Raw genomic sequence first — 25,597 nt, 5'->3', positions numbered from 1 at the left:
ACCTCGAACACGTCGCCCAGGAACTCAACGCACGCCCACGCAAAACGCTCGACTGGGACTCCCCAGCCGAGCGCCTGCGTAACCTACTATTGACCACCTAACCACCAGCAGTGTTGCAACGACCCCTTGAAACCGCCCGGCAGGCACCGCCGTCGTTAAGCTCTCCGGGCTGGAACTGTAAGCTCGGTCCATGGCGCAGACACTGATCGGGCTGGATATCGGCGGCAGCAAGACGCACGGTATCCGGCTGGAGGACGGCCGGGTCACCGCCGAAGCGACAGCGGGCAGTGCCAACGTGCAGAACACCAGCCCGGCGCAGGCCGCAGCTGCCTTGTCCGAGGTGTTCGGCCGGCTCGGCACGGCCCGCGTCTCTGCGGTTTACGCCGGCGCCGGCGGAATCGACACCGAGGGCGACGCCGAGGCACTGCGTGCGCTGGTCGCCCCGCTGGCTCCCGGGGCGGCCATCCACGTTGTCCACGACACCCGCCTGATCCTGGCCGCCGGACACCTAAGCACGGGCATCGGCGTGGTCGCAGGCACCGGAACATCAGTCTGGGGCATCAACGCTTCCGGCGAGGAAGCCCGCGCCGGTGGCTGGGGGCACCTGCTGGGAGACGAAGGAAGCGGCTACTGGCTGGGCCGTGAAGCAGTCCGGCATGCACTCTCCCGGCTGGATGCCGGGCTGCCGCCGGACCGGCTGACGGAGCTGCTGCTGGCCGACTGCGGACTGCGGAAACCGGTGGACCTGATCGCGCTGTTCCACTCGCCGCAGACCGGCCGACGGTTCTGGGCGGGCAAGTCCCGGGTAGTGGTGGCCGCCGCCGAAGACGGCGAGCCGTCGGCCGCAAGGCTTGTTGATCGGGCCGCGGCCGACCTGGCCAGCCAGATCCGGCTGGTGGCGGACCGGCTCGGCTTCACCGGCCCCGTGGTTCTTGGCGGCGGGCTGGGAGCTAACGTGCGGCGCTTCCAACAGACGGTAGCTGCGGCGCTGGAGCCGCACGGCATCACCGACATCCGACCGCTGGACCGGGAACCGGTCTTCGGCATCGATGTCCTGGCGGGGCTGGCCTAGCAAACTTTCGTACCGGACGGACCGCCGCCCCAGCGTTCCCGGGGGGCCCGTGTCCCGTCGTCACAATCGGACATGGGCGGCTGCCGGATTTCCGGCTCCGACGGCTACGGCGTACAGTGCCGGTATGACTACTCGTTGGTATGCGTATTTTGCGTTGGCTCTGGAGGGGCCCGACGTAACCGCTTAGCGCGTACGCATACCGACCTTCAGAGCCAACAGGGCAGAGATGATTCTCTGCCCTTCGCCATTTCTCCGGCGGGTTCTGACTCCGAGTTCCCGCCACCAACAGACGGGACACCGACCATGAATGCACCTGCCAACCACCTCGTGGAAGCGGCCGCGCCGTCCGATGCCGCGGCACTGGGGACGGTCGACGCGGCCGGCGGATCCACCGCGCCGCGTGGCACCAACAACCTGCGGGTGAGCAGCTTCAAGCCGCTGCCGTCACCCATGGAACTCATGGCGGAGCAGCCGCTGACCGCTGAAGCCGCCGCCGTCGTCGCCCGGGGCCGGGAAGAAATCCGTGCGGTCATGGACGGCGTGGACAACCGGCTGCTGGTCATCGTGGGTCCGTGCTCCATCCACGATACCGAGGCCGGACTGGACTACGCTCGCCGGCTGGCACAGGTGGCGCGGGAACACTGTGAAGAGCTGCTGATAGTGATGCGCACCTACTTCGAGAAGCCGCGGACCACGGTGGGCTGGAAGGGCCTGATCAACGACCCCCGGCTGGACGGCTCGCACGATATTGCGGCCGGACTGCGGCTGGCACGGACCTTCCTGCTTGAGGTGGCGGAGCTGGGACTGCCGGTGGCCACGGAATTCCTGGAACCGATCAGCCCGCAGTACCTGGCGGACCTGGTCAGCTGGGGCGCGATCGGTGCGCGGACCACGGAGAGCCAGATCCACCGCCAGTTGGTGTCCGGCCTGTCCATGCCGGTGGGCTTCAAGAATGGAACCGACGGCGGACTGCAAGTGGCACTCGATGCCGGCCAAGCAGCGTCCGCGGCACAGACCTTCCTGGGGATCGACGGCGAGGGAAGGGCGGCGCTCGTGGCCACCAACGGCAACCCGGACACCCATTTGATTTTGCGCGGCGGCAAGAGCGGGCCGAACTACGGCGCAGACCAGGTTGCGGCGGCCTCCAAGGCCCTGGCGGACGCAGGCCTGAATCCGCGGCTGATCGTGGATGCCAGCCACGCCAACAGCGGCAAGAGCCACCACCGCCAGGCCGAGGTGGCGCTGGAGATCGCGGCGCAACTGGAGGCCGGCGGCAGCGCCATCGCCGGCATCATGCTGGAGAGCTTCCTGGTGGGCGGAGCGCAGAAACTGGACGTGTCTGAAAACGCCGACGGGGCCGGGCTGGTCTACGGACAGAGCGTGACAGACGCCTGCATGGAGTGGGATGTTACGGCTGATGTGCTGGAGCAGCTGGCCGCGGCGTCCCGACAGCGTGGAGCCAGCGCCGCGCCGCAGGCGGGGACCGTGCAGCAATAAATACCTTAAGCTACAGTGGCCGCTTTCACTTTCGCCACAACAGCCTCTAAAGTATCTAGGAAGAGGGTTTGGGGCGGGGCAAGGCGGCACGCCGTCGTCGTTGCTTACAGTAAAGGAACAGTGCGAAATGGCTGACGAGAACAACTTCTCGAATGTGCGCTTCTTGACGGTGTCGGAAGTGGCCGCAGTCATGCGCGTGTCCAAGATGACCGTTTACCGCCTGCTGCATTCGGGAGAAATGCCCGCTGTGCGCTTCGGACGTTCCTACCGGGTGCCCGAGTCGGCCGTGGAGGAGTACCTGCGCGGCGCGGTGATCGACCGGGAATCCGGCACCGCCTGACGCCCGGGTACCGATTCCGCGGCGTCCGGCGGTCAAAGACGGGTGCGCGGACGCTGTACCCTGTTAAGGAACGTTTTACGTCATCGTCGGAAAACCGTAAGTTGGCGTGTGCCCCGTCGGGCACCGGCAGCGCGGAAACTATCAGTGAATGAGGGACTCGTGGGTTCAGTTATCAAGAAGCGCCGCAAGCGTATGGCCAAGAAGAAGCACCGCAAACTGCTTCGCAAGACCCGCCACCAGCGCCGCAACAAGAAGTAGGACCGCTAGCCGGTTCCCTTTTCTTCCACGGTCCGTCAGGAAACTGGCGGGCCGTGTGCATTTAACCCCTTCCTGGCCGGGGCGGGTTGGCGCTTAGACTGCGGTCCGGCGGAATTTGCTCACCCCGCGCCAGAGCCCGTAGATGGCACCCGCGCCGGTGGCGGCCTTGAGTCCCAGGGTGGCCGCGCGGCGTCCGCTGCGGAAATCATAGACAGGCCAGTTCTTTTCGCGGGCGTGCCGGCGCAGCCGGGTATCTGGATTAATGGCCACCGGATTGCCCACCAGAGTCAGCAGCGGGACATCGTTGTACGAGTCGCTGTAGGCCCAGCAGCGCGCCAGGTCGAGGCCCTGCCGGGCGGCCAGTTCTTCGACCGCAACGGCTTTGGCCGGTCCGTGCAGGATGTCTCCGACGAGGCGTCCGGTGTAGGCCCCGTCCTCGATTTCGCCGACCGTTCCCAAAGCGCCGGTCAGGCCCAGCCGGTCCGCAATCACGGCGGCAACCTCCACCGGCGTGGCCGTGACCAGCCAGACTTTCCGGCCCACGCGCAGGTGCTGGTCCGCCAAGGCGCGGGTGCCGGGCCAGATCTTCGAAGCAATGACTTCGTCGTAGACCTCGTCGCCCAACTGCTTGAAGTCGTCGCTCAACAGGCCGGTGGCCAAGGCCAAGGCCGTGTCCCGGATGGACTGGATGTCCTTCAGGTTTTCCCCGCGCATCAGGAACCGTGCCTGCTTGAAACCGAAGCTGGCAGCCTCGCGCAGCCGGAAGGCGCCCTGCTGGTACATCTTGCGGGCCACATGGAACAGGCTGGCACCGCGCATCAACGTGTTGTCGACGTCGAAAAATGCAGCCTCCGTCCCCGGATCGGCGGAAACCGAGGCTCGCTGTGCATGACCGGCGGCGGACTTGGGCATACGTCGAGTCTAACGAGGCAGCGGGGATTCCCTGTTCACTGCCGCAGACCGCTACCGTGGAAGGTATGAACGGATCCGAGCGCCGCAGCCACGAACTGGTGCTGCTGACAAAACCCGGCTGCCATCTGTGCCAGGCAGCGCGGGAGACGGTGGAAAGCGTTGCCGGGGAACTCGGGGTGTTCTGGGAGGAAAAAAACATCCTGGAAGACCCGGAGCTCGAGCGCCGCTTTGCCGAAGAGATCCCGGTGGTCATGATCGACGGCGTGCAGCGGGACTTTTGGCACATTGATGGCCAGCGTTTGCGCCGCCTGCTCACGCAATAAGACGATAGCCCCGCAGCGTCATCCGAGTTGGAGTCCGGCGCGGCGGAGCTTAATCTAAGGGGACACAGCCCACGGCCGGACAACCGCCGGGGCAGCCAGGATCCGGAGGGCTGAGATAGCCCGGCCGGAGCCCGCAGCAGGCATCGGAGCGAGAACAGTGACCCACCTCCCGGATATCGAGGCAGCCAAGCCTTCCGGCCAGGAGATCCCGCCGGCTGCCCTCGCACGCTTGACCATCTACCTCCGGGTGCTGAATTCGCTGATGGCCGGTGGCACCGAGCGCATATCGTCCGAGCAGTTAGCCGAATCCGCCGGGGTCAGCCCGCCCACCTTGCGCAAGGACCTGTCCTACTTGGGGTCATTCGGCACCCGCGGTGTGGGCTACGACGTACGCCTGGTCAGCCAGGAGATCTCGGCCGCCTTGGGCCTGATGCATGAGTGGAAAGTCGCCATCGTCGGCGTTGGCAACCTGGGCAGGGCGCTGGCCGGCTACTCCGGTTTCACCACCAAGGGGTTCGGTGTCGTGGCGCTCTTCGACGCGGACCCGTCCGTCGTCGGGTCGGAGGTGGCGGGGCTGCGCGTCAGCCCCATCGCAGAACTCGAATCCGTCCTGCGGCAGACCGAAGCCAATATGGCGGTCATGGCGGTGCCCGCCGGCGTGGCCCAAGGACTCTGCGACAGACTGGTCGCAGCCGGAGTCATGAGCATCCTCAGTTTCGCGCCGGTGGTGCTCCAGGTGCCGCCGTCCGTGCAGCTGCGCAAGGTGGACATGGCCACCGAACTGCAGATCCTGGCCTACCACGCACAACGGGCGCAGGAGACGGAGAACAACTCCGAGTCCAGCGCCCGTCATTAGCCAGCGTGGTGCAGCCGGCAGCGTACTGGTTTAGCGGCCGTAGATGCCGTACTTGTGGGCCTTTGTGGCCTGGAAGAACTGGTTCGACGCGGGCAGGAACAGCAAAACGATCGCCGCGATGCCCAGCAGCACCGACAACGTGCCGAACCAGACGTTGAAGAGCCCAAGCAGCGACAGCGCAGCAAACACGGTGCCGGTGATCCGGGCCCAGTTCTTGCCGGCCTTCACACCGAAGGCCACCAGCAGGTACAGTCCGACGGCGATCACCGCGGTGATGACGATGATCACTCCCGCCGTGCCGCTCATCATCTGCGACAGCTCGGCATCGGAGAATTGACCGCCCTGCTCGCCGAGGGCTTCACGAACTGACGGGTCCTTGAGCACCGCTGCCATGGTGCCGTCCAGGTTCGACAGTTCAGTCAGCATCTCGATGGCGGTCATTGCCGCCGCCGCGATGATAAGCCAGAAAGCGATGACCACCTCGCGCGGCCGGGTCGGCTTGCCGCCAGGCTGCGCCTGGCCGCTCGGGTAGCCGTACTGACCGGGCACGGCGTTCTGGTAACCGTACGGTTGCTGCCCGTACTGCTGGCCGTACGGAGACTGGCCCTGCTGGCCTTGGCCGTAGGGCTGCTGGCCGTACGGCTGTTGTCCGTACTGCGGGGGGTTTTGCCCGTACTGCGGCTGGCTCTGTCCATACTGCGGAGCATTCTGTCCGTACTGCGGCTGGTCGAAGCCGGGCTGCTGCGGAGCATTTTGGCCATACTGCGGCACATTCTGTCCGTACCGGGGCTGTTCCTGGCCGTTGGGCCGGCCTTCCCCGTCACCGGGCTTGTTCGGTTCGTTCTGTGGGGTGCTCATGGCCGGATCCTTTTCATCTCATCCAGGCGGGCCGGGTCTGCGAGCCCGGCCGCCGAGGCGCTTGGCAGCTGTTACTGCAACACTACAATGCAGGTCAGCGCGGTGTCGGTCGCCCTGAAGGATGATTTTCGAGCCGCTGGCAGGCGATCCTCCCGGAGGCGGACGGCGGTATGGGCTTTTGGGCATACACGTCCGGTTTGAGACACTTGTAACCATGCCCGAAGCCATTGTCCACCTGCTCCGCCACGGCGAGGTCTACAACCCCGACCGTGTGCTCTATGGCAGACTGCCGAGCTTCCGACTGTCCGAGTTGGGACAGGAAATGGCCCGGCGTGCCGCAGACTACTTCTTGGAGCGCCGGAAAGACGGTGCCACGATCAGTTACCTCGTGTCTTCGCCGCTGACCCGGGCGCAGGAGACCGCCGGGCCCACCGCGCAGGCGCTCGGGCTCGAGATTGTCACGGACGAGCGGATCATCGAAGCCGAGAACCACTTTGAGGGCCTCGCCGACATCCGCTCACACCTGCGCGAGCCGCGATATTGGCGGCGCCTTTACAATCCATTGCGGCCGTCCTGGGGGGAACCGTACGCGGCGCAGGTCGCCCGGATGCGTGAAGCCATCAGCGACGCGCGGCGTCAGGCCGTCGAACTCGGCGGCCCGGGGGCCGAAGCGATCTTGGTCAGCCACCAGCTCCCCATCTGGGTCACCAGGCTGGCCAGCGAGGGCAAACCGCTCTGGCATGATCCCCGCCGCCGGCAGTGCACGCTGGCGTCGGTGACCTCGCTTGAGTTCGACGGCGGGCGCCTCAGCGCGGTCCGTTATGCCGAGCCCTGCGCCGACTTGCTCCCCGGTGCGGCGAACCTGCCGGGAGCATAATAGAATTACTACGCGTTGTAGAAGTGGGATGACCTCAACCCACCAAGAAGAGTGTGACTGTGACTGCCGATAATCCCCGTTCGTTCACCCGCCGTACCGTGTTCAAAGCCGGTGCGGGGCTGCTTGGTGCCTTGTCGCTGGCCGCCTGTTCGGTTGAGGACCCGCTGGCCCAGCAGGCCAACGCCGGAGACAACAAGAACTACATCGCCGGCGACGGGTCGGTGACCGAGTACGCGCCCGGGTCACGAGGCGAACCGGTGCGGTTGACTGCCAAGCTCTTCGACGGCACGTCCGTCGATTCAGCCGACTGGGCCGGCAAGGTCACGGTGCTGAACTTCTGGTACGCCTCCTGTGCGCCCTGTCGACTGGAAGCCCCGGACCTGCAGGCCCTCAGCGAGGAGTTCGCCGACGGCGCTCAGTTCTACGGCGTCAACATCCGGGACGAGCGGCCCACGGCCGAGGCCTTTGAGCGCAACTTCGGGATCACCTACCCGAGTTTCATGGACAAGGACGGCGGCATCCTGCTGGCGATGACGTCCTACGTGCCGCCGCAGGCTGTCCCCACCACGCTGGTGCTGGACAAGGACGGCCGAGTCGCCGCCCGGATCCTGGGCGTGGCGGACAAGGGCACGCTCAAAGCCCTGATCAAAGACGCAGTGGCCGCGTAGCCGTGGGATGGGCGACGGCCTCGCTGCCGATGACCTTGGGGGGCGCCTTCGGCGACACGGTGCTGAATGGTTCCGTGCTGCTGGCCATCCCCGTAGCCATGCTGGCCGGCCTGGTCTCCTTCCTGTCCCCGTGTGTGCTGCCGCTGGTTCCCGGCTACCTGGGCTATGTCACGGGTCTGACCGGCGTGGACCTGGAACGCCAGCGCCGCGGCCGGATGTTCGCCGGGATCGGGCTGTTCGTGCTCGGCTTTTCCATCGTCTTCGTGATCATCGGGGCGGTCTTCGGCCAGCTGGGTGCCTGGCTGAAGGGCAGCGACGCCGGCTGGATTACCCAGCTGCTGGGCATCGTCGTCGTGGTGATGGGCATCATTTTCATGGGCGGACTGTCCTTCTTCCAGCGGGACCGCAAAATCCAATCCCGTCCACCCGCCGGGCTGTGGGGTGCCCCGGTGCTCGGCATGACGTTCGGGCTGGGCTGGGCGCCGTGCATCGGCCCCACGTTCTCCGCGGTCCAGGCACTGGCATACTCCGGCGGAGCGGACGCAACGAAGGGCGCCTTCCTGGCCTTCGTGTACTGCCTTGGCCTGGGCATCCCGTTCCTGCTGATCGCGCTCGGCGTGCGGCGTGGGATGGGTGCCATGGCGTTCTTCCGCAAGCACCGGCTGTTCCTGCAGCGGGCGGGCGGAGCCATGTTGGTCGTTTTGGGCCTGCTGATGGCAACCGGGCTCTGGGGGGACTGGGTGACGCAATTGCAGGACTGGTTTGCAAATGAAGTGAGGCTCCCGATCTGATGAGTCAGACCCCCGACGGCGCTCAGCGCCCTGACGACGCCGGTGCGCCCGCACCGGGCGGACCGGGTACCGGCGGCGGCAAAGGCCCTGCCGGGGCCGACCGCAAGCACAACCGCAAGCGTGACGACGTTGCCGTTCCCGCACTGGGCTTCCTGGGCATGCTGCGCTGGGCCTGGACCCAGCTGACCAGCATGCGGACCGCGCTGTTCCTGCTGCTGCTGCTGGCGGTAGCCGCGGTCCCGGGCTCGCTGTTCCCGCAGCGCCCGGCCAACCCCGCCGTGGTGACCCAGTACCTCGCGGACAATCCAGAGGTGGGGCCGTGGCTGGACCGCTTCCAGCTCTTCGACGTGTACTCGTCGGTGTGGTTCTCCGCCATTTACCTGCTTCTGTTCCTGTCGCTGATTGGCTGCGTCATCCCGCGTGCCATCCAGCACTACAAAGCCATGCGGTCGCAGCCTCCCCGGACGCCGCGCCGGCTGTCCCGGCTGCCCGAATACGGTTCCATGGCGGTCCCAGCCGAGGCGGGCGTCTCCGCCCGTTCGGCGGTTGAAGATGCCGCCCGGCTGCTCAAGCGGCGCGGCTACCGGGTGGACGTGCGCGACACGGACACCGACCGGCCTTCCGTGGGCGCCGAACGCGGCTTCGCCAAGGAAATCGGGAACCTGATCTTCCACACCTCGCTGATCGGCGTGCTGGTCTCTGTGGCGGTCGGCGGCCAGTTCGGCTACACCGGACAGCGGGTCCTGGTCGAGGGCGAAACGTTCGTGAATTCGCTGATCGGCTATGACAGTTTCAACCCGGGGACCGGCTTCACCGAGGACCGGCTGGACCCGTTCTCCCTGACGCTGGACAAGTTCGAGGTGGTGTTCGACCGCGAATCGACGACCCATTACGGGCAGCCGCTGGACTTCACAGCCACCATGTCCGTGCGCGATAAGCCGGGGGCACCCGCAGAGCAGCAGGTCCTGAAGGTCAACCACCCGCTGACCATCGGCGGCAGCAACGTCTACCTGATGGGCAACGGATACGCGCCGGTGGTGACCATCCGTGACGGCGAGGGCAACGTCGCGTTCCAAGGCCCCGTCGTCGCCATTCCGAACGACGGCGCCTACACCTCCACGATGGTGATCAAGGTGCCGGACGCGAAACCGGAGCAGCTGGGCTTCGTGGGCTTTTTCCTGCCGACGGCGGTGGAAGGCAAGGACGGCGTCGCCTACGGCAGCGACCCGGATCCGATGAATCCGCGACTGTACTTGAACTCCTACTACGGCGATCTAGGCCTGGATAACGGCGATCCGAAGAACGTTTTTGTCCTGGACACCAGCAACCTCACCGTGCTCAATGATCGCAACCAGGACAGCGGAGGCATCGAGCTTGCCGCGTACGAGACAAAGAAACTGCCCAACGGAATGGGCAGCATCACCTTCGACGGACTGGTGCGCTACGCCGCGCTGGACATCCATCACGACCCGGGCAAGCTCGGGGCACTCGTCTTCTCCTCGCTGGCGATGGCCGGTCTGGGCGCCTCGTTGTTCATAGGGCGACGCCGCGTCTGGGTGCGTGCCGGCAAGCACGACGACGGACGCACGATGGTGGAGTGGGGCTTGCTGGCCCGCGGCGAAGACCACCGGCTGGCTCCTGAAGCAGTGACCATCAGCAAACTTCTCCGCAGCCAATGGCTGACGGATGCCGCCCCACAGGCGCACAATAGCAAGAGCGCCGCCGGCGTTGACAACTCCTAAGGACACCTCTTCCCATGCCCACGATTGACCAAACACTGGCCCAGTACAGCGAGCTGTTCATCTTGCTCGGTGCGATGACGTTCACCGTTGCCTTCATCGCCTTCTGCTGGGACCTGGCGAAATCCAGCAAGACCATCAAGGCAGTCGAGGACCGGTTGGCCGCCGAGCATGCCACGGCGGACTCGGCAGTGTTGGTCGGCGCAGCCGGAGCCACCACCGGTTCCGCTGCGGCCCGGACCGACGGTGGCAACGGAAGCCCGGCGCACGCCGTCGAAATGGCCTCGGACTCGATGAACTACGGCAAGGAACGCCGCGCTGCCGCGCGGGTCGGTGTAGCCCTCACCGTGCTGGCCACCGTCATCCTGGCCGCCGGCGTGGTCGCCCGCGGGTTGGCAGCGCACCGGGTGCCGTGGGGCAACATGTACGAGTTCTGCACCACCGGTGCGCTGATGGTGGCCGTGGTCTACCTGATTGCCCTGACTCGTAAAGACCTGCGTTTCCTTGGCTCGTTCGTCATTGGGCTCGTGGTGATCATGCTGATCGCGGCCACCATTGGATTCCCGACGCCGGTGGCCCACCTGATCCCTGCCCTGCAGAGCTACTGGATCATCATCCACGTCTCGGTGGCGGTGCTGGCGTCCGCGCTGTTCACTCTGACCTTCGCCATGTCCGTGCTGCAGCTGATCCAGGCCAACCGTGAGGCCCGCGGACGCGCCGGCAAGGCGGACAAGCTGGGCTTCATGCGCTTGGTACCCTCCGCGCTGTCGCTGGAGAACGCTGCTTACCGGATCAACGCCGTGTCCTTCGTGTTCTGGACTTTCACCCTGGTGCTCGGCGCCATCTGGGCCGAAGAGGCCTGGGGCCGCTACTGGGGCTGGGACACCAAGGAAGTCTGGACGTTCGTGATCTGGGTGGTCTATGCCGGCTACTTGCACGCGCGCGCCACCCGCGGCTGGACTGGTACCCGCGCCGCATGGCTATCAATCGTCGGCTACCTCTGTGTGGTCTTCAACTTCACGATTGTCAACGTCTTCTTCGCCGGCCTGCACAGCTACGCCGGGGTCTAGGACCTAACGCTCAGGGCAGTTGAGCGGAGTGTCTAGACTTCCGGCGCGTGCACTGATCGAATCAGCTGCCGCGGAGACGAGACCATCCCACGCACCACTGCTCACTCCCGCCGGCCTGGCGACTTGCAGAATACGCCTGATTCCCGCCGAGCCGGTGACCGTCGCGCCGTCCTCCACAACATAGATGCGCTGATGGTGCTGGACGAGTTGGAGTGCGGTGGCGACCTGGTCAATGGTTAGCCCCAGGGACTGAAAGTCGTCGGAACTGTACACGCATACGTCTGCCGCCGGCTTGAAGCCGAAGCGCCTGCCCCAGATCAGGTCTACTTTGTTGTGCCAGGTCGGTTCAAGCTCCACCTCGGTTGCGGCGTTCTGAATCCACCGCATCACAGCGGAACAGTCGCAGATTGCCAGCCCTACGCGCAGACCGGGGTCCGGGGCAAGATGCTCGGCCAGCTCCGCCGCCGCGATGTCCAGTGCCTCGATCACATGGGCAGGATTGAGATAGCGGTCTTCGTAGGGGAAGGAACCTAAGCCCCATCGGACGACGGTCGCCCGTCCGCCGAGGTCTTCCGGGGCTGGATCCCTTGGATCGGCGATATACAGCCAATGGTCGACGTCGGCGCCGAAGAGTCCGTCCAGAACTGACATCAGTCCAGCCTGTTGCTGGCCCATTTTGTAGACCAGTACGTGCGTTTCAGCGTCCGCGCCCGGCTGTCTGGTGGCCCCGATCAATGTCACGACCTGTGCAACGTCCAGCCCGAGTTCCTTTGCCAAACGGGCCACGACCTGGACCGAGGGAACGGGCGGGCGTCCCGTGCTCGGATTGCGCCCGCGTTCGATGGCCGTCAAGTACGCAGCGGAAACCCCGACCCTGGCGGCAAGGGCACGAATGGACAGCGCACGCGAGGTGCGTTTGTCGCGGATTTGTCCGCCGAACGCCGTTAAGTCCCTGATAGTTGTCGCGTCCATGGTGCGCCCAGTATAGGCGGTCGAGTTTAGTGCACTGTGCAATTGCCGAGGCGCAGTGCCGGTCAGCTATGAAAAGCCACGCGGACCATTGACAAGAGCAAACCGGTAGTGCTGACTGTACTAAACACTGAACAGTTCGCTAACGATGGAGTTGCGACATGATCGAAGCGTCGATGTTGGATCGGCTGGGGGACGAATGGCTCCGAGCCGGCCCCGCTGGCCAGCTTGAACCCGAGTCGGCTGCCGCACGCTCAAAGCACCCCAGTCCTGGTCCCTGCAAGCCCGCGGGCAGCCTGCATGGACAGCACGGGCTGTCCGCCCATGTCGTCCCGACACGCTGCCCATGCGCCCAGGCCAGACGCGATCACGGCCCGTTGCCCGACCAGCGGCCTCACCATGTCACTTTCACCCAGGCAGCCGCGCACCGATTCGCGGCTGCACAACAATGAAGTCTAGGAGGACCCAAATATGTCTGACCGCAATGTGGCGCTTCGGGACGTTGTCCGTTCGCTCCCTGAACCTGGCTGGAATTACGGCCACGGACGCTCGCCGTTCTATCACTTCGACGTCGCCGATGGCGCTTCCTATTGCATCTATAACCGCCGCATGATGGCGGTGTCAGTGGCCACGTCCACGCGTGAAGAAGGGTACTGGGCTCTGCGCCGCGGCGTTGTCCGTCTGGACACCGGCGAACTGCCCACGGAGATCTCCGGCCCCGACGCTTCGAAATTGTTGGACCGCATCTTCACCCGCAAGGTCTCAAAGCTCAAGCCCGGCCGCTGCACTTACGGCGTGGCATGCTGGCCGGACGGCGGCATTCTGGTCGACGGGATCCTCATCCGGCTTGCTGAAGACCGCTTCTGGTACGTGCAGGCGGACGGGGACTTCGTCGGATGGCTGCGCGCACACGCGTTGAACCTGGATGTGCAAATCACAGACCCGCAGTCGTGGGTTCATCAGATCCAGGGACCGAAGGCCTTCGATTTGTTGGCTAAAGCCTGTGACGACGGCGCTCCCGACGCCTTCCGCTACTTTGATGCCCGTGAAGTGAGTATGGGTGGCCAGCAGGTGCTGATCACGCGCACCGGTTGGACGGGCGAGCTCGGCTTCGAAATTTACACCGACCCGGAGGTGGATACCGACGAACTTTGGAACCACGTAACCTCGGTGGGCGAGGCTTTCGGGCTCTTGAATATCGGCCTGGATGCCATGGACACGCGCCGAATCGAGGCGGGCATTCTCAATAACCTGTCAGACATGGACGCCTCGATGACTCCGTTTGAAGCCGGGCTTGGGGACTTTGTAGACCTCAAGCGAGAAGACGACTTCTTCGGAAAGGCGTCACTACTGCAGGTTGCCGACCGGCGGACCCGAATCTTTGGCATCCTCTGCGAGGCGGAACCACTGACGGGGGCCGCCGTCACACGGGACGGGGTGGAAATCGGCCGTATCACCGCGGCCTCCTGGAGCCCGGCTCTGAAGCAAGGTATCGGATACGTTCGGCTGCATAGCAGCGATCAACTTGAGCCGCGCACTGCGACGGTGGTGGGCTTCGACCTGCAGCCCCATCCTTGCCAGATAGTCGAGCTGCCTTACTACGACGCGGAAAAGAAGATCTCGCGCGGTCTGGAAGAAGTATCTGTCTAGCAGGCCTTCTGGCCCCCGGCGGGGCACCATGCTGCCGCCGGGGGCTGTACGCCGTCGTTTCCTGATGGCCCTGAGCATTCGGCTAGAACAAAGGAGTTCTGCTCCATGTCAGTCTCACATTTCAGAATTGATCAATTGCGGCTGAGGCATCATCAACGCCAGCGGCGTTGGGGCTTTTCCTGGGCGCTGTGGTGCGCGGTGCTGTGGGGAGCCTGGTATGTGCCTGGCTCGGCCATCTTCTTCGAAGAGCCCATGTCCGGTCTGTCCGGCAGCAGCAAAGAGATGATACTGGCCGCACTGGTGGTCAGCATGCTTAATGCCTTCGTTGTGCTGGCGGCCATGTTCGTTTGGATTGGGTCGCTGGGCAAGATTCGCGAATACACCGCTACTCTGCAGCAACCAAGGATCAGCAGTTGGTACCTGCCAGCAGGCTGCTGCGGCCTGATGGCGATCGTGGGTATTTATCTAGCTATCACCTTCGTAGGTTCGGCCTTCGGTGCGGTCGCGGGGCTACTGTTCCCGCTGGCTGGGACCACTATCGCCCGGCTTTGGTACAAGGAAAAGATCAGCATCCAGGCCGCTGTGGGCATCGTGGTGATGGTTGTCGGTGCCGCTGTCGTCTTCACTCCCGGACTCTGGGAGCAGCTGACCAACCCTGGGGACCAGGCTTGGCTGGGTTACCTTGGGGGTTTGATGACCATTGTCGGCTTCGGTGCGGAAGGGGCCATCGCTGGACGCGCATTGGACGTCAGCGACCCGGACGTGGGCTCCGCCCTGCGGTTCACGGCAGAGGTCGGGGTGTGGCTCCTGGTGGGCCTCCCGCTGATGCTCGTCATCTGGGGTCCTCAAGCACTCACTGCGATGGGGACCGCACTGGCCAATCCGGCCGTTCTGGTCTTGCTGGTTCCGCTGGGGTTGACCTACGGCTTCTGTTACCTGACGTGGTATAAATCCTTTCCACTCATCGGTGTTGGCCGAGGTCAGGCGATCGCCACGCTTTCCGGTCCGATCGCCATCGTCTGGCTGTGGGCGTTCTCCAACGCCGCCATCGGCTGGCATTTTATCCTCGGCAGCCTCATTGCGGTTACCGGTAGCTTCATCCTGTTCTCCGAGCGCCGGAACGGGCAGGAGAGCCTCCGTGCGGTCTCCGGGGCAGATACGGTGCTGAATACTTCCAAGGAGGCACGCACATGACCAGACGCCACATGAAGGGCATCGTGCTGAGCGACTTAGCGGCCAACGGCGCGAGGTGGGACTACGAACTGGCCGACAAAGTGATGGACGAACTCGACGTTACGGGACCGTATTGGTACGGGACCGTGCGCTTGATGCTCACGGACCTGTCGGCGGGTGGACTTATCGCCGAAGTCGGATCCGATGTGGATCCGTCGAGGTCCTATGGCGTGGAGAAAGTGCTCTTCCAATTTGAACTCACCGGTTTCGGGCGCGAACGTATGGCGCAGGCAGGCTTAAAGGAAGGCTAGGAAAGAAAATGATCGACCCCGATTTTTGGCGCAGTGAAGCGCTCGGCTGGATTGGTCTCGTCCTGTGCGTGGTGACCCCGCTCGTCGCGTTGTACCTGGCTCGGATCTTCGTCAGGAGACTCTGACGTATCTGGGGAGGAGCTCCCATGCTGGGCCCTTGAAGGCACCCGCCACCCGCTCCTCAACGGAGAGGCCCGCTGCCCTGGACACATCCAGGGCAGCGGGCCTTCTACGTTTTCGGGAACAGGCGGTTTAGCGCGGACCGTTGTCCGGGTCGTCTTCGCTCAGCTGTTGCCGGCCGTCATGAGTGGCGGGCTTGTCCTTGTTGCCGTGCGGTCGGTCCTCGCGCTTCTTCAGCTCCTGCTCACGCCGGTTCAATTCTTCTTCCCGCTGTTTGGCGCGGCGCTGTGCATCCAGCGTGCGCAGGAACGCAACGTCATCGTCCGGGGCTGCCGGGCGGGGCGCTTGCTGGGGTTGCCGGCCCGCGGCGCGTGGACGGCCCCACATGAACCACATCAGGGCCCCGATCAGCGGGACCAAGATGATGGTCAGAATCCATCCCGCTTTGGAAATACTGCGCACCTCATGGGGGCGGGACCGGATGCACTCGATCAGGGCATAGATCACCACTGCGAGAGCCAGCACCGCGAGCAGGATATAGAGACGGACCATGACTTAATTGTAGGTGAGCACCGCGCTGCGGACTGCGGAAACCTTGGACTGTCCGGGTGATCTCGCGGGCAGCGTAAACTTGAGGCGTGGCTTTTTGGAAATTCAGCGCCCTGCGGCTAGGCATTATGGCCGTTATCTTTGTTATCTGCCTGTTCCTCAGGCTGGGCATCGTCTACTCCGCCCTGGCCGCAGCGGTCATGGGTTGGTGCATCACCTACCTGTTCTTCCGCGAGATGCGGGACGAAGCCGGGCGGGCGCTCGCCAGCCGTTTCTCCAAGGGCGTGGCAGCACCGCGTACCTCCACGGAGATCTCCGACGCACTGGCCGAGGACTCCGCCGTTGACCAGCACGGCGAGCTGCGGGTGGATTCGGACCGCAAGCCGAAGACTGCACCGGAGCAGCCGCAGCCGAACCCGCAGAGTCCGGCACAGCAGCAGCCGAACGAACCCCGGTCCCAGGACCAGCGCTAACCCGTTCCCCCTCAGCCGGTACGGGTGAGGTAGGCGGTATGACCCCGGGCCAGGGCCCGCAGCAATTGCCTACATGAGCTCGCTGAGCACCAGGCCCAGGCCGAACGCGACAGCGAACCCCAGGTTGATCAGGCCGGTTTGTTTCAGTACCGGAATGAGGCTCTCGCGCTTTTTGCCCTTGAGCATCAGCCAGCTCGGGGTGAGGCACGCCGGCACCAGCAGCAGGACCAGCAAAATCCATGGGAAGTCGTACACCAGAAGCAGCGGCAGCAGCAGGGCTACCGCCAGCATCATGACGTAGCTGATCCGCGCGGCCTCGTCGCCCATGCGGACGGCCAGCGTCATTTTCCCCACCTCGCGGTCGGTGGGAATGTCGCGTACGTTATTGGCCATGAGCAGGGCAGTGGCGATGAGGCCGGTACCAACGGCACCGATGAAGGACGGCCAGCTGACCTGCAGGGCCTGGGTGTACGTGGTCCCCATGGTGGCGACGATGCCGAAGAACAGGAACACGTAGACCTCGCCCAACCCGCGGTATCCGTACGGGTTGTTGCCGCCGGTATACCCCCAGGCCGCAATCACGCAGCCCACGCCCACCAGCAGCAGCGGCCAGGTCTGGGACAGGATGATCAGCGCCAGCCCGGCGACCATAGCCAGTCCGAAGCTGCCGAAGGCGGCGGCCTTCACAGCCTGCGGCGTGGCCAGCCCGGAGCCGGTCAGCCGCAGCGGCCCGACGCGCACGTCGTCGGTCCCGCGGACGCCGTCCGAATAGTCGTTTGCGTAGTTCACCCCCACCTGGAACAGGATCGCGACCAGGGCGGCCAGAAGGGCAAGCAGCGGCTGGAAGGAACCCAGTTCGTAGGCGGCCGCGCTGCCGATGATCACCGGCGCCATCGACATCGGAAGAGTGCGGGGCCGTGCCCCTTCGAGCCATTGCCCGGCAGTAGCCACTGTGGAAGATCCTTACCTGTGGGGGACTGGTACATCGTGGGCTGCGGGCATCCGCAGCAAGGTTCTATTCTCGCCCATGGCGTCCGGTGGGCCGTGCAGCAGACGGATCCGGAGTGCCGGATGTCACGATTGGGGCGGTTCCTCGCCTGGCTGCCGATCGCTGTGCCGCGCACTCTCGCTAGCGGACCGGCGCAGCATCTCCGCCACGGCCAAGCGGTCCGGTTTGCCATTGGACAACTGCGGCAGTGAGTCCATGCGGAGGATGTGCCGCGGGACGGCCGGACCCCCCAATGCCGCGCGTACGTGCGACTGGATCTGCTCCGCTGTGGCGGAGCCGACGACGGCGGCGCACACCTTGGTGCCCCACTCGGGATCCGCGATTCCCGCCACCAATGCCGCCTGCACCTCCGGCAGCCCTTCAACTGCCTCGGCGACGGCGGCCGCAGACACTTTGACGCCGCCGGTGATCAGCACATCGTCCGCGCGCCCGCTCACGGTGAGCGCACCGGCGTCGTCTACCTCGCCCAGGTCCTCGGTGCGGAACCACCGCGTGCCGCCGGACTCGCTGAAGTGCGCTGCGGTCAGTTCCGGATTGTCCAGGTAGCCGCCGGCCACCACGTCGCCGCCGATCAGCACCCGGCCCTCTTCGAGCTGCAGCCTGACGCCCGCAAGCGGCACGCCGTCGTACACGCAACCGCCGCAGGTCTCGCTCATCCCGTAGGTGCGCACGATCTTTAGCGAATGCTTGGCAGCTTCGGTCCGCAGCGCCGCCGGCATCCGGGCCCCGCCCAGCAGGATCGCGTCGAAGCGGCGCAGCGCCTTGACCGTTTCCGGCGCCGGGGAGCTGAGCAGCCGGTGCAGTTGGGTGGGCACCAGCGAGGTAATGCGGAAGCGGTCGGTCAGCGCGGCGGAAGCATCGGTGAACGACTGCGGGGTGAAACCCTGGGACAGGTCCATGGCCCAGGGCCGGGTGCCCGCGTAGAGCGAGCGGACCAGCACCTGCAGGCCGGCCACGTAGTTGGGTGCGAGCGTCAGCAGCCACTGGCCCTCGCCGCCCAGCCGGAGCGCGGTGCCCATCGACGACGCTGCCAGCGCATCGATGCCCAGCATGGTGGCCTTGGGCGTGCCGGTGGACCCCGAGGTCCGGACAATCGCGGCGGTCTCCGGGGCCAGCCCGGGCGAAGTCACCGGCAGCGGGGTTCCGTCGGCTGCGATTTCGACGGCGGGGCCGTCACCGCCCAGCGCTGCGGTCAGCGCGGACAGGGCCGGCTGGATGTCCATCCCGGCCAGCCTAGAAGTAGTAGGGGTACGAAGACCAGTCCGGATCGCGCTTGGCCAGGAACGCTTCCTTGCCCTCGACGGCCTCGTCCGTCATGTACGCCAGGCGGGTGGCTTCACCGGCGAAGACCTGCTGGCCGGCCAGCCCGTCGTCGGCCAGGTTGAACGCGAACTTCAGCATCCGGATGGCCTGCGGCGACTGCCGGGCGATGTCCGCCGCGTATTCCAGCGCCACCTCCTCGAGACGCTCGTGGTCGACCGCCTCGTTGACCGCGCCCATGCGGACCATGTCCTCGGCCGAGTACTCCCGGGCCAGGAAGAAGATCTCGCGGGCGGCCTTCTGGCCGATCTGCCGCGCCAGCAGCGCCGAGCCGTAGCCGGCGTCGAAGCTGCCGACCGTGGCGTCGGTCTGCTTGAACTTGCCGTGCTGGCGGGAGGCGATGGTCAGGTCGGACACGACGTGCAGCGAATGTCCGCCGCCCGCGGCCCAGCCGTTGACGACGGCGATGACCACCTTGGGCATGGTGCGCATCAGCCGCTGGACTTCCAGAATGTGCAGCCGGCCGGCGCGGGCCGGATCGATGGTCTCCTTCGTTTCTCCGTCGGCATACCGGTAACCGTCACGGCCGCGGATGCGCTGGTCGCCACCCGAGCAGAACGAATGGCCGCCGTCCTTGGCGGAAGGACCGTTGCCCGTCAGCAGCACCGTGGCGACGTCCGGGGTCATCCGCGCATGGTCCATCGCCCGGTAGAGCTCGTCCACCGTTCCGGGGCGGAAGGCATTTCGCACCTCCGGACGGTTGAACGCGATGCGCGCAGCGGGCAGGTCCCGCACCACGTTGCCGTCGGCGTCGCGCTCCACCTGGCGGTGGTAGGTCATGTCCTGAAAGTCGAAGCCGTCCACTACACGCCAACGCTGCGGGTCGAAGAGGTCGGAAACCTTTTCCGGCAGGTCCGGCTGCGCCCGGCGGCCGGTGCTGCTGGCGGAAGTGGTGTTACTGGCTGGGGTAGGCGTCTCGGAAGTCACCCTTCGAGTTTATCCTCGCGGTTGTCAGGACTTCCTGCCGGTCACCAGTCCGGGAATCCGGGGGTGACTTCTCCACGATATTTGCCCCGATGGGGGTTGCAGATGAATGCTAAGCATGCTTTGCTTACAACGTAAGCAACCTTTCCGAAGACGTTTAGCCAGGTACCCAGCACACGCTGTGGGTCCCGGCCGGTCAGGAGGAAAACCCATGACGACCACCCAAAACGTCACGGCGACATCCGCCGTCGTTTTAGGTTTTGGGCGGGGCGAGGGCGGCCGCCGCGCCGTCCGCCCCCGTGGAATCACCCGGCCCGGGTGCCCTCTTCCGGGGCCGGATATTTGATGGCCTGGGGCGAGCCCAGGCCACGAGTGGATTTCATTCGCGCCCATCAAGGTTTGTGCTTACACAGTAGGGGGCAGGTCCTGCATGGAACCAGAGGCCGAGATAAAACGGCCCTCCTGCGGGGCTGGGCCGCAGGCCGGGTATGGGACCCCGGCCCGCCGACGGCCTATCGATCTGACCGCTTCCCCGTTACCGCGGGCGCGGCAGGCCATTAAAAACCATCAGCGCTCCAGGCAGCACAACCGTGCCGCGGGTGCGTGCTCGCCCCGGTAAAGCCGTGGCAGGTGGAAACAAAAAAGGAGATGAAATGATCGCCAAGGATAGTATCGACCGTCTGGTCGGCAGCAGCGCCAATGTCATCGATTCCGAAGGAAACAAAATCGGCTCGCTCGGGGAGCTCTACCTCGACGACCGGACCGACGAGCCGAGTTGGGCGACGGTCAAAACCGGCCTGTTCGGCATGTCCGAAAGCTTTGTCCCGCTTGACAACGCCACCACCGAGGGCGGGGACCTCCGAGTGCCATACACCAAGGACCAAATCAAGGATGCCCCGCGGGTGGACCCGGAGGGACATTTGGAGGTGGACGAGGAGGAACGTCTCTACCGTCACTATGGGGTGGCCGCAGGCACTGCGGGACACGCCGGCACCGCCGGCTACAGCGGAACGGGCGGCAATGCCCACACCGGCGTCGGCGGGACCACTGGCACCGCCAATGCCGCTGGCATGGCCGATACCACTGGCACCGCCGGTACAACCGGCATGGCCGATACCACCGGCACCGCCGGTACAACCGGGATGACGGATAGGGACACCACCCGCGCAGGGACCGACGACGCTATGACCCGTTCGGAGGAGCGGCTGTGGGTAGGCACCGAATCCCAGGAAGTCGGAAAGGCCAGGCTGCGCAAGTACGTCGTCACCGAGAACGTCACCCGCACGGTCCCCGTTCAGCATGAAGAGGTACGCCTCGTGCGTGAACCGGTCACCGAAGCCAACCGCGGTGAGGCGCTCTCCGGACCGGACCTCACCGAGGCCGAGCACGAAGTGACCCTGCACGCGGAAAAGCCGGTAGTGGACAAGGAGACCGTCCCGGTTGAACGCGTCCGGCTCGACAAGGAAACCGTCAGCGAGCAGGAGACCGTTTCCACGGACGTGCGCAAGGAAGAAATCGAAGCGGACGATGATATGCAGGGCCGCCACCGCGGCTAAGCGGACAGGCTCAAGTCACAGCGACTGTCACAGTGCGGGCCCCGGGGGATCTATCCTCTGGGGCCCCGCCGCTGTCCGGCAGCCCCTAGGAAATACAGAACTCGTTTCTTTCCGGGTCGGCCATCGTGTGCCAGCCGTGCGGGCCTTGCGCCTCGGAGTACAAAAAGGTGGCGCCACGGGCTTCCAGGCGTACCCGGACCTGGTCCTTGTCTTCCCCGGCCAGGCGGACGTCCCAGTGCACCCGGTTCTTGACTGATTTCGATTCCGGAACCGGCTGGAAGAGAATCCGCTGCCTGGCCTTGCTCTCCACTTGATCCGGCGGGCAGATCGCAGCTCCGTCTTTCCACACGCGAACGTTGTTGTGCACGATGGTGTCGGCGTCGGTGGCGAATCCCTGCTCGATCATCCTGGTGATGAAGTCCTGGTCTGTGGGTTCCACCGCCCAACCCAGCGTTTCCGCCCACCAATCGGCTTGGGCATGGGCGTCTTTGCAATCAACGGCTATCTGGATGTTGTACGTCATGGCGTGAGCGTAAAGGCTCCCGTCGGTCTGCGGTAGAGGAACGGGGACAGCAACCGTCCGCAAGGGAGCCAGGAGCCCCCGCGGGGCTGAGCTCCCCGAGACACATCTGCTCTCCGCTAGGCTTGGCAGACCAACGACTCCGGAGGAAAGAGCCACCGTGGGCCATCACCTTGAAGTAGTCCGGCACGTCAACGCGCCGGTCGACGCCGTCTGGCGCGTCCTGACCGATATTCCTGGTTCCGCCCGGACCCTCAGCTCCATCTCCCGGGTGGAGATCATGACGCCCGGCGACTACGCCGAAGGCTACCGGTGGCGGGAGACCCGAAAGATGATGGGCAAGGAAGCCACCGAGGAGATGTGGGTGGCGGACGTGGACGCGCCGACCTCCACAACAATCAAGGCACACTCCAACGGTGCCGACTACACCACCCGGTTCACGCTCGCGCCGGCAAACGGCGGCACCGGGCTCACCATGTTCTTCGGCGCGGAGATGGAGAATCCCGGAACTTTCGCGAAGTTGATGCTGGCGCTGTTCGGGAAACTGGGGCTGAGTATGACGCGCAAGCAGATGGCCAGGGACCTGGCAGAGATCGCAGCGAAGGCCGAAGGCCGGGACCCTGCCGACGCGTGACGTTGGAGAAGGAAAGCGCCCGAACTCCGCTGTCTAGGTAAACCCTGAGGTCTCACGCCAGCCGACTGCTTCTGCAAACCGTCACACCAGTTGACCGGCTCAAAGTCGCGTGGGATTCTTTATAGAACGGTCGGTCGGTAATTTCTGCTGTCTCTGGCAGCCGGGAACGGCCGCTCATCGTCATCGTTGATTGATCAAGCGCGAGGGATTATTTCTATGGCTGAGGCATTCCTGATTGGCGGGGCCCGGACCCCGGTTGGCCGCTACGGAGGCGCACTGTCCGCAGTCCGTCCCGACGATTTGGCGGCGCTGGTCGTCAAGGATGCCGTCGCCCGGGCAGGCATCGATCCTGATGCGGTCGAAGAAGTCATCCTCGGCAACGCCAACGGCGCGGGCGAAGAAAACCGCAACGTGGCCCGCATGGCCTGGCTGCTGGCCGGCTACGGCGACCACGTGCCCGGCATCACCGTGAACCGGCTGTGCGCCTCCGGCCTCAGCGCCATCATCCAGGCCTCGCACATGATCAAGGCCGGCGCCGCAGACATCGTCATCGCCGGCGGCGTGGAATCGATGAGCCGTGCCCCCTGGGTACAGGAGAAGCCGGCCAAGGCCTTCGCCAAACCGGGCGAAATCTTCGATACCTCCATCGGCTGGCGCTTCGTCAACCAGCGTTTCGCCAAGGGCGACCTCAGCCGCGGCGGCAAGATGACCTACTCCATGCCGGAGACGGCAGAGGAAGTGGCCGACGTTTACGGCATTTCCCGCGAGGATGCGGACGCGTTCGCCGTCCAGTCCCACGAGCGTGCGCTCGCAGCCATCGAGGCCGGCCGGCTCAAGGAAGAAATCGTCCCCGTGACGGTCAAGGGCCGGAAGGGCGACACCGTCGTCGACACCGACGAGGGCCCCCGTCCCGGGACCACGCTGGAGGTCCTGGCCGGACTCCGCCCCATCATCAAGCCGGACGGCGTGGTCACCGCAGGCAACTCCAGTTCGCTCAACGACGGTGCTTCGGCGATCGTGATTGCGTCCGAGGCCGCCGTCAACAAGTTCGGCCTCACGCCCCGCGCCCGGATTGTCGACGGCGCCTCGGCCGGCGTCGCGCCGGAGATCATGGGCATCGGGCCGGTGCCCGCCACCCGCAAGGTGCTGGAACGTGCCGGCTGGAGCATCGACGACCTGGGCGCCGTAGAACTCAACGAAGCTTTCGCCAGCCAGTCGCTCGCGGTCCTGCGGGACCTGAAGCTGGACCAGAGCATCGTGAACAACGACGGCGGTGCCATCGCTTTGGGGCACCCGCTCGGTTCCAGCGGCTCCCGTCTGGTGGTGACCCTGCTGGGCCGGATGGAGCGTGAGGGCGCCCAGCGCGGCCTGGCCACCATGTGTGTCGGCGTCGGCCAGGGCACTTCGATGATCGTCGAGCGGGTCTGATGCTCTTCGACGACTACTCCTTCAGTACGCTGCGCGTGGACGAGCGGGAAGACCGCGTGCACGTGACGTTGAACAGGCCGGAAGTCCGCAACGCCATCGACCAGGCCATGGTGGACGAACTGCACTCCGTGTGCGCCGTTTTGGAGCGCGAACCGCGGATCCTGATCCTGTCCGGCACCGAGGTCAACGGCAAAGGGATCTTCGCCTCGGGCGCTGATATCTCCCAGCTGCGGGAACGCCGCCGCGACGACGCGCTGGCCGGCATCAACTCCACGGTATTCCACCGGATTGCCCGGTTGCCGCTGCCGGTCATCGCCGCCCTCGACGGCTTCGCCCTCGGCGGGGGAGCGGAACTGGCCTACGCCGCCGACTTCCGCATCGCCACGCCGTCGGTGAAGATCGGCCAGCCCGAAACCGGGCTGGGCATCATGGCCGCAGCCGGCGCCACCTGGCGCCTCAAGGAACTGGTCGGAGAACCGCTGGCCAAGGAGATCCTGCTGGCCGGCCGCATCCTGGACGCCGACGAAGCACTGGCCGCGCGGCTGGTCACCGAAATCCACGAACCCGACGCACTGATCGACGCCGCGCATGCGCTGGCGGACCGGATCGGCAAACAGGACCCGCTGGCCGTCCGCCTCACCAAGACCGTGTTCCACACCCCGCGTGAGGCGCATCCGGTGATCGACACCGTCGCCCAGGGCATTCTGTTCGAGTCCCAGGCCAAATTCGACCGGATGCAGCAGTTCTTAGACAAAAGCGCTGCCAAGAGCGCAGCCCGCAGCGCCGCGAACCAGAACGGATCCAAGTGATCGAGATGAACCCTGTCCAGACCATTCCCAACACTGTAGGTGTCCTCGGCGGTGGCCGGATGGGCGCCGGCATCGCCCATGCGTTCCTCACCGCGGGAGCCGACGTCGTCGTGGTGGAGCGCGACGACGCCGCGGCCAAGGCCGCCCACGAGCGGGTGGCCGGCGCGCTGGCCAAGAGCGTGGAACGTGGCACCACCGAAGAGTCGCTGGATGCGCTGACGTCGCGGCTTTCGGTGTCCGTCGACTACGGCTCGTTCGCCACCTGTGGCCTGGTGGTGGAGGCCGTGCCGGAGGACTTCGACCTCAAGTCCACCGCACTGAAGGCCGTCGAAGCACAGCTTTCCCCGACGGCGTGGCTGGCGACGAACACGTCCTCGCTGTCCATCACCAAGCTGGCCGACCAACTGCAGCGGCCGGCGAACTTCTGCGGTCTGCACTTCTTCAATCCGGTGCCGGCGTCGCAACTGGTGGAAGTGGTGCTGGCTCCGAGGACGTCGGACGAGCTCGCCGCCGCCTCCCGGAGCTGGGTCGAGGCACTGCAGAAGACCGCCGTCGTCGTCCATGACGCTCCGGGCTTTGCCTCCTCGAGGCTGGGTGTGGCCATTGCGCTGGAAGCCATGCGGATGGTGGAAGAAGGCGTGGCCTCGGCGGAAGATATCGACGCCGCCATGGTGCTGGGCTACAAGCATCCGGTCGGCCCGCTCAAGACCACCGACATCGTCGGTCTGGACGTGCGCCTTGGCATCGCCGAGTATCTTCACTCGACGCTGGGGGAGCGGTTTGCCCCGCCGCAGATCCTGCGCGACAAGGTGGCCCGGGACGAACTCGGCCGCAAGTCCGGCAAGGGTTTCTTCGACTGGGAGAAGTAACAGGCGGCGCCCCCGTGGCCCG

The 25,597-nt window shown here is 65.4% G+C and carries 28 protein-coding genes; 20 read left to right on the top strand and 8 right to left on the bottom strand.

What is annotated here, in order from left to right; all coding sequences use genetic code 11:
• Window positions 1–190: 190 nt before the first annotated feature.
• From AC5RWX_RS17075 to AC5RWX_RS17060, 4 genes are all read left to right on the top strand, one after another.
• Window positions 191–1,072, top strand: coding sequence for an N-acetylglucosamine kinase (locus AC5RWX_RS17075; RefSeq protein ID WP_494097628.1), 882 nt, complete (start codon window positions 191–193; stop codon window positions 1,070–1,072).
• 303 nt (window positions 1,073–1,375) lie between these two features.
• Window positions 1,376–2,569 carry a 3-deoxy-7-phosphoheptulonate synthase gene (locus AC5RWX_RS17070; RefSeq protein WP_494097627.1) on the top strand — a complete coding sequence of 398 codons (1,194 nt, stop codon included), beginning with the start codon at window positions 1,376–1,378 and terminating at the stop codon, window positions 2,567–2,569.
• A 127-nt stretch (window positions 2,570–2,696) separates the two neighbouring features.
• Complete coding sequence (locus tag AC5RWX_RS17065; protein ID WP_493939468.1) at window positions 2,697–2,909, top strand: helix-turn-helix domain-containing protein; 213 nt, start codon at window positions 2,697–2,699, stop codon at window positions 2,907–2,909.
• 159 nt (window positions 2,910–3,068) lie between these two features.
• Entirely contained in the window at window positions 3,069–3,167 is a 99-nt protein-coding gene (locus AC5RWX_RS17060; RefSeq protein ID WP_003792170.1) for a 30S ribosomal protein bS22, read from the top strand.
• Window positions 3,168–3,260: 93 nt separating this feature from the next.
• Here AC5RWX_RS17060 and AC5RWX_RS17055 read toward each other — a convergent pair whose 3' ends face one another.
• Entirely contained in the window at window positions 3,261–4,079 is an 819-nt protein-coding gene (locus AC5RWX_RS17055; protein WP_494097626.1) for an HAD family hydrolase, read from the bottom strand.
• Window positions 4,080–4,144: 65 nt separating this feature from the next.
• Here AC5RWX_RS17055 and AC5RWX_RS17050 point away from each other — a divergent pair, with 65 nt between their 5' ends.
• Complete coding sequence (locus tag AC5RWX_RS17050; protein WP_494097625.1) at window positions 4,145–4,402, top strand: glutaredoxin family protein; 258 nt, start codon at window positions 4,145–4,147, stop codon at window positions 4,400–4,402.
• A gap of 157 nt (window positions 4,403–4,559) precedes the next feature.
• A complete protein-coding gene (locus AC5RWX_RS17045) occupies window positions 4,560–5,258 on the top strand; it encodes a redox-sensing transcriptional repressor Rex (protein ID WP_494097624.1) in 699 nt (232 codons plus the stop codon).
• A gap of 30 nt (window positions 5,259–5,288) precedes the next feature.
• On the opposite strand, the gene AC5RWX_RS17040 is transcribed toward AC5RWX_RS17045, so the two are convergent.
• Window positions 5,289–6,116, bottom strand: a complete 828-nt coding sequence (locus AC5RWX_RS17040; protein WP_494077226.1) for a hypothetical protein — start codon at window positions 6,114–6,116, stop codon at window positions 5,289–5,291.
• Window positions 6,117–6,330: 214 nt separating this feature from the next.
• Between AC5RWX_RS17040 and AC5RWX_RS17035 the strand changes: the two genes are divergently transcribed.
• Genes AC5RWX_RS17035 through ccsB form a run of 5 tightly spaced genes read left to right on the top strand, consistent with a single transcriptional unit; the run spans window position 6,331 to window position 11,261 of the window.
• Window positions 6,331–6,993, top strand: coding sequence for a histidine phosphatase family protein (locus tag AC5RWX_RS17035; RefSeq protein ID WP_494077225.1), 663 nt, complete (start codon window positions 6,331–6,333; stop codon window positions 6,991–6,993).
• Window positions 6,994–7,046: 53 nt separating this feature from the next.
• Window positions 7,047–7,661: a TlpA family protein disulfide reductase gene (locus AC5RWX_RS17030; RefSeq protein ID WP_494077224.1), complete on the top strand. Its 615-nt coding sequence runs from the start codon at window positions 7,047–7,049 to the stop codon at window positions 7,659–7,661.
• Window positions 7,662–7,690: 29 nt separating this feature from the next.
• Window positions 7,691–8,452, top strand: coding sequence for a cytochrome c biogenesis CcdA family protein (locus tag AC5RWX_RS17025; RefSeq protein WP_493939574.1), 762 nt, complete (start codon window positions 7,691–7,693; stop codon window positions 8,450–8,452).
• Window positions 8,452–10,194 carry a cytochrome c biogenesis protein ResB gene (resB, locus tag AC5RWX_RS17020; RefSeq protein ID WP_493939475.1) on the top strand — a complete coding sequence of 581 codons (1,743 nt, stop codon included), beginning with the start codon at window positions 8,452–8,454 and terminating at the stop codon, window positions 10,192–10,194. Before AC5RWX_RS17025 ends, resB begins: the two co-directional genes overlap by 1 nt.
• A 14-nt stretch (window positions 10,195–10,208) precedes the next feature.
• Window positions 10,209–11,261 (top strand): c-type cytochrome biogenesis protein CcsB, encoded by a 1,053-nt coding sequence (ccsB, locus tag AC5RWX_RS17015; RefSeq protein WP_493939476.1) that lies wholly within the window; start codon window positions 10,209–10,211, stop codon window positions 11,259–11,261.
• Between the two features lie 3 nt (window positions 11,262–11,264).
• Here ccsB and AC5RWX_RS17010 read toward each other — a convergent pair whose 3' ends face one another.
• Complete coding sequence (locus tag AC5RWX_RS17010; protein ID WP_493939477.1) at window positions 11,265–12,233, bottom strand: helix-turn-helix domain-containing protein; 969 nt, start codon at window positions 12,231–12,233, stop codon at window positions 11,265–11,267.
• A 468-nt stretch (window positions 12,234–12,701) separates the two neighbouring features.
• On the opposite strand from AC5RWX_RS17010, the gene AC5RWX_RS17005 reads away from it, so the two are divergent.
• The 3 genes from AC5RWX_RS17005 to AC5RWX_RS16995 all read left to right on the top strand — a co-directional run bounded on the left by AC5RWX_RS17005 (window position 12,702) and on the right by AC5RWX_RS16995 (window position 15,364).
• On the top strand, window positions 12,702–13,880 hold the full coding sequence (locus AC5RWX_RS17005; protein ID WP_494062589.1) for an aminomethyl transferase family protein: 1,179 nt from the start codon (window positions 12,702–12,704) through the stop codon (window positions 13,878–13,880).
• Window positions 13,881–13,985: 105 nt separating this feature from the next.
• A complete protein-coding gene (locus AC5RWX_RS17000) occupies window positions 13,986–15,074 on the top strand; it encodes a DMT family transporter (RefSeq protein WP_493939478.1) in 1,089 nt (362 codons plus the stop codon).
• Window positions 15,071–15,364, top strand: a complete 294-nt coding sequence (locus tag AC5RWX_RS16995) for a hypothetical protein (RefSeq protein ID WP_493939479.1) — start codon at window positions 15,071–15,073, stop codon at window positions 15,362–15,364. The genes AC5RWX_RS17000 and AC5RWX_RS16995 overlap by 4 nt, the downstream gene beginning before the upstream one ends.
• 252 nt (window positions 15,365–15,616) lie before the next feature.
• Here the strand turns inward: AC5RWX_RS16995 and AC5RWX_RS16990 are convergent, their stop codons facing one another.
• The gene (locus AC5RWX_RS16990; protein WP_493939480.1) at window positions 15,617–16,036 is read right to left on the bottom strand and encodes a PLD nuclease N-terminal domain-containing protein; all 420 of its coding nucleotides are present in this window, start codon (window positions 16,034–16,036) and stop codon (window positions 15,617–15,619) included.
• A gap of 86 nt (window positions 16,037–16,122) precedes the next feature.
• Here AC5RWX_RS16990 and AC5RWX_RS16985 point away from each other — a divergent pair, with 86 nt between their 5' ends.
• Window positions 16,123–16,506 (top strand): DUF4229 domain-containing protein, encoded by a 384-nt coding sequence (locus tag AC5RWX_RS16985; RefSeq protein ID WP_493939481.1) that lies wholly within the window; start codon window positions 16,123–16,125, stop codon window positions 16,504–16,506.
• A 69-nt stretch (window positions 16,507–16,575) separates the two neighbouring features.
• Here AC5RWX_RS16985 and AC5RWX_RS16980 read toward each other — a convergent pair whose 3' ends face one another.
• The 3 genes from AC5RWX_RS16980 to AC5RWX_RS16970 form a co-directional block, all read right to left on the bottom strand.
• On the bottom strand, window positions 16,576–17,457 hold the full coding sequence (locus AC5RWX_RS16980) for a 1,4-dihydroxy-2-naphthoate polyprenyltransferase (RefSeq protein ID WP_493939482.1): 882 nt from the start codon (window positions 17,455–17,457) through the stop codon (window positions 16,576–16,578).
• 123 nt (window positions 17,458–17,580) lie between these two features.
• Window positions 17,581–18,738, bottom strand: a complete 1,158-nt coding sequence (locus AC5RWX_RS16975) for an AMP-binding protein (RefSeq protein ID WP_493939483.1) — start codon at window positions 18,736–18,738, stop codon at window positions 17,581–17,583.
• 10 nt (window positions 18,739–18,748) lie between these two features.
• Complete coding sequence (locus tag AC5RWX_RS16970; protein ID WP_493939576.1) at window positions 18,749–19,687, bottom strand: 1,4-dihydroxy-2-naphthoyl-CoA synthase; 939 nt, start codon at window positions 19,685–19,687, stop codon at window positions 18,749–18,751.
• 725 nt (window positions 19,688–20,412) lie between these two features.
• On the opposite strand from AC5RWX_RS16970, the gene AC5RWX_RS16965 reads away from it, so the two are divergent.
• Window positions 20,413–21,315: a DUF2382 domain-containing protein gene (locus AC5RWX_RS16965; protein WP_493939484.1), complete on the top strand. Its 903-nt coding sequence runs from the start codon at window positions 20,413–20,415 to the stop codon at window positions 21,313–21,315.
• Window positions 21,316–21,400: 85 nt separating this feature from the next.
• Here the strand turns inward: AC5RWX_RS16965 and AC5RWX_RS16960 are convergent, their stop codons facing one another.
• Window positions 21,401–21,838: a VOC family protein gene (locus AC5RWX_RS16960; protein WP_493939485.1), complete on the bottom strand. Its 438-nt coding sequence runs from the start codon at window positions 21,836–21,838 to the stop codon at window positions 21,401–21,403.
• Window positions 21,839–21,995: 157 nt separating this feature from the next.
• On the opposite strand from AC5RWX_RS16960, the gene AC5RWX_RS16955 reads away from it, so the two are divergent.
• The 4 genes from AC5RWX_RS16955 to AC5RWX_RS16940 all read left to right on the top strand — a co-directional run bounded on the left by AC5RWX_RS16955 (window position 21,996) and on the right by AC5RWX_RS16940 (window position 25,575).
• Window positions 21,996–22,469 carry an SRPBCC family protein gene (locus AC5RWX_RS16955; protein WP_493939486.1) on the top strand — a complete coding sequence of 158 codons (474 nt, stop codon included), beginning with the start codon at window positions 21,996–21,998 and terminating at the stop codon, window positions 22,467–22,469.
• Between the two features lie 216 nt (window positions 22,470–22,685).
• Window positions 22,686–23,897, top strand: a complete 1,212-nt coding sequence (locus AC5RWX_RS16950) for a thiolase family protein (protein ID WP_493939487.1) — start codon at window positions 22,686–22,688, stop codon at window positions 23,895–23,897.
• Complete coding sequence (locus AC5RWX_RS16945) at window positions 23,897–24,706, top strand: enoyl-CoA hydratase/isomerase family protein (RefSeq protein ID WP_493939488.1); 810 nt, start codon at window positions 23,897–23,899, stop codon at window positions 24,704–24,706. The genes AC5RWX_RS16950 and AC5RWX_RS16945 overlap by 1 nt, the downstream gene beginning before the upstream one ends.
• A gap of 5 nt (window positions 24,707–24,711) precedes the next feature.
• On the top strand, window positions 24,712–25,575 hold the full coding sequence (locus AC5RWX_RS16940; RefSeq protein WP_493939577.1) for a 3-hydroxyacyl-CoA dehydrogenase family protein: 864 nt from the start codon (window positions 24,712–24,714) through the stop codon (window positions 25,573–25,575).
• Window positions 25,576–25,597 lie beyond the last annotated feature (22 nt).

The sequence above is a fragment of the Arthrobacter sp. SPT-J7 genome (genome assembly GCF_059089965.1).
Note: the sequence above shows the minus strand (reverse complement) of the source record. Positions and strands in the feature narration are given on the sequence as shown.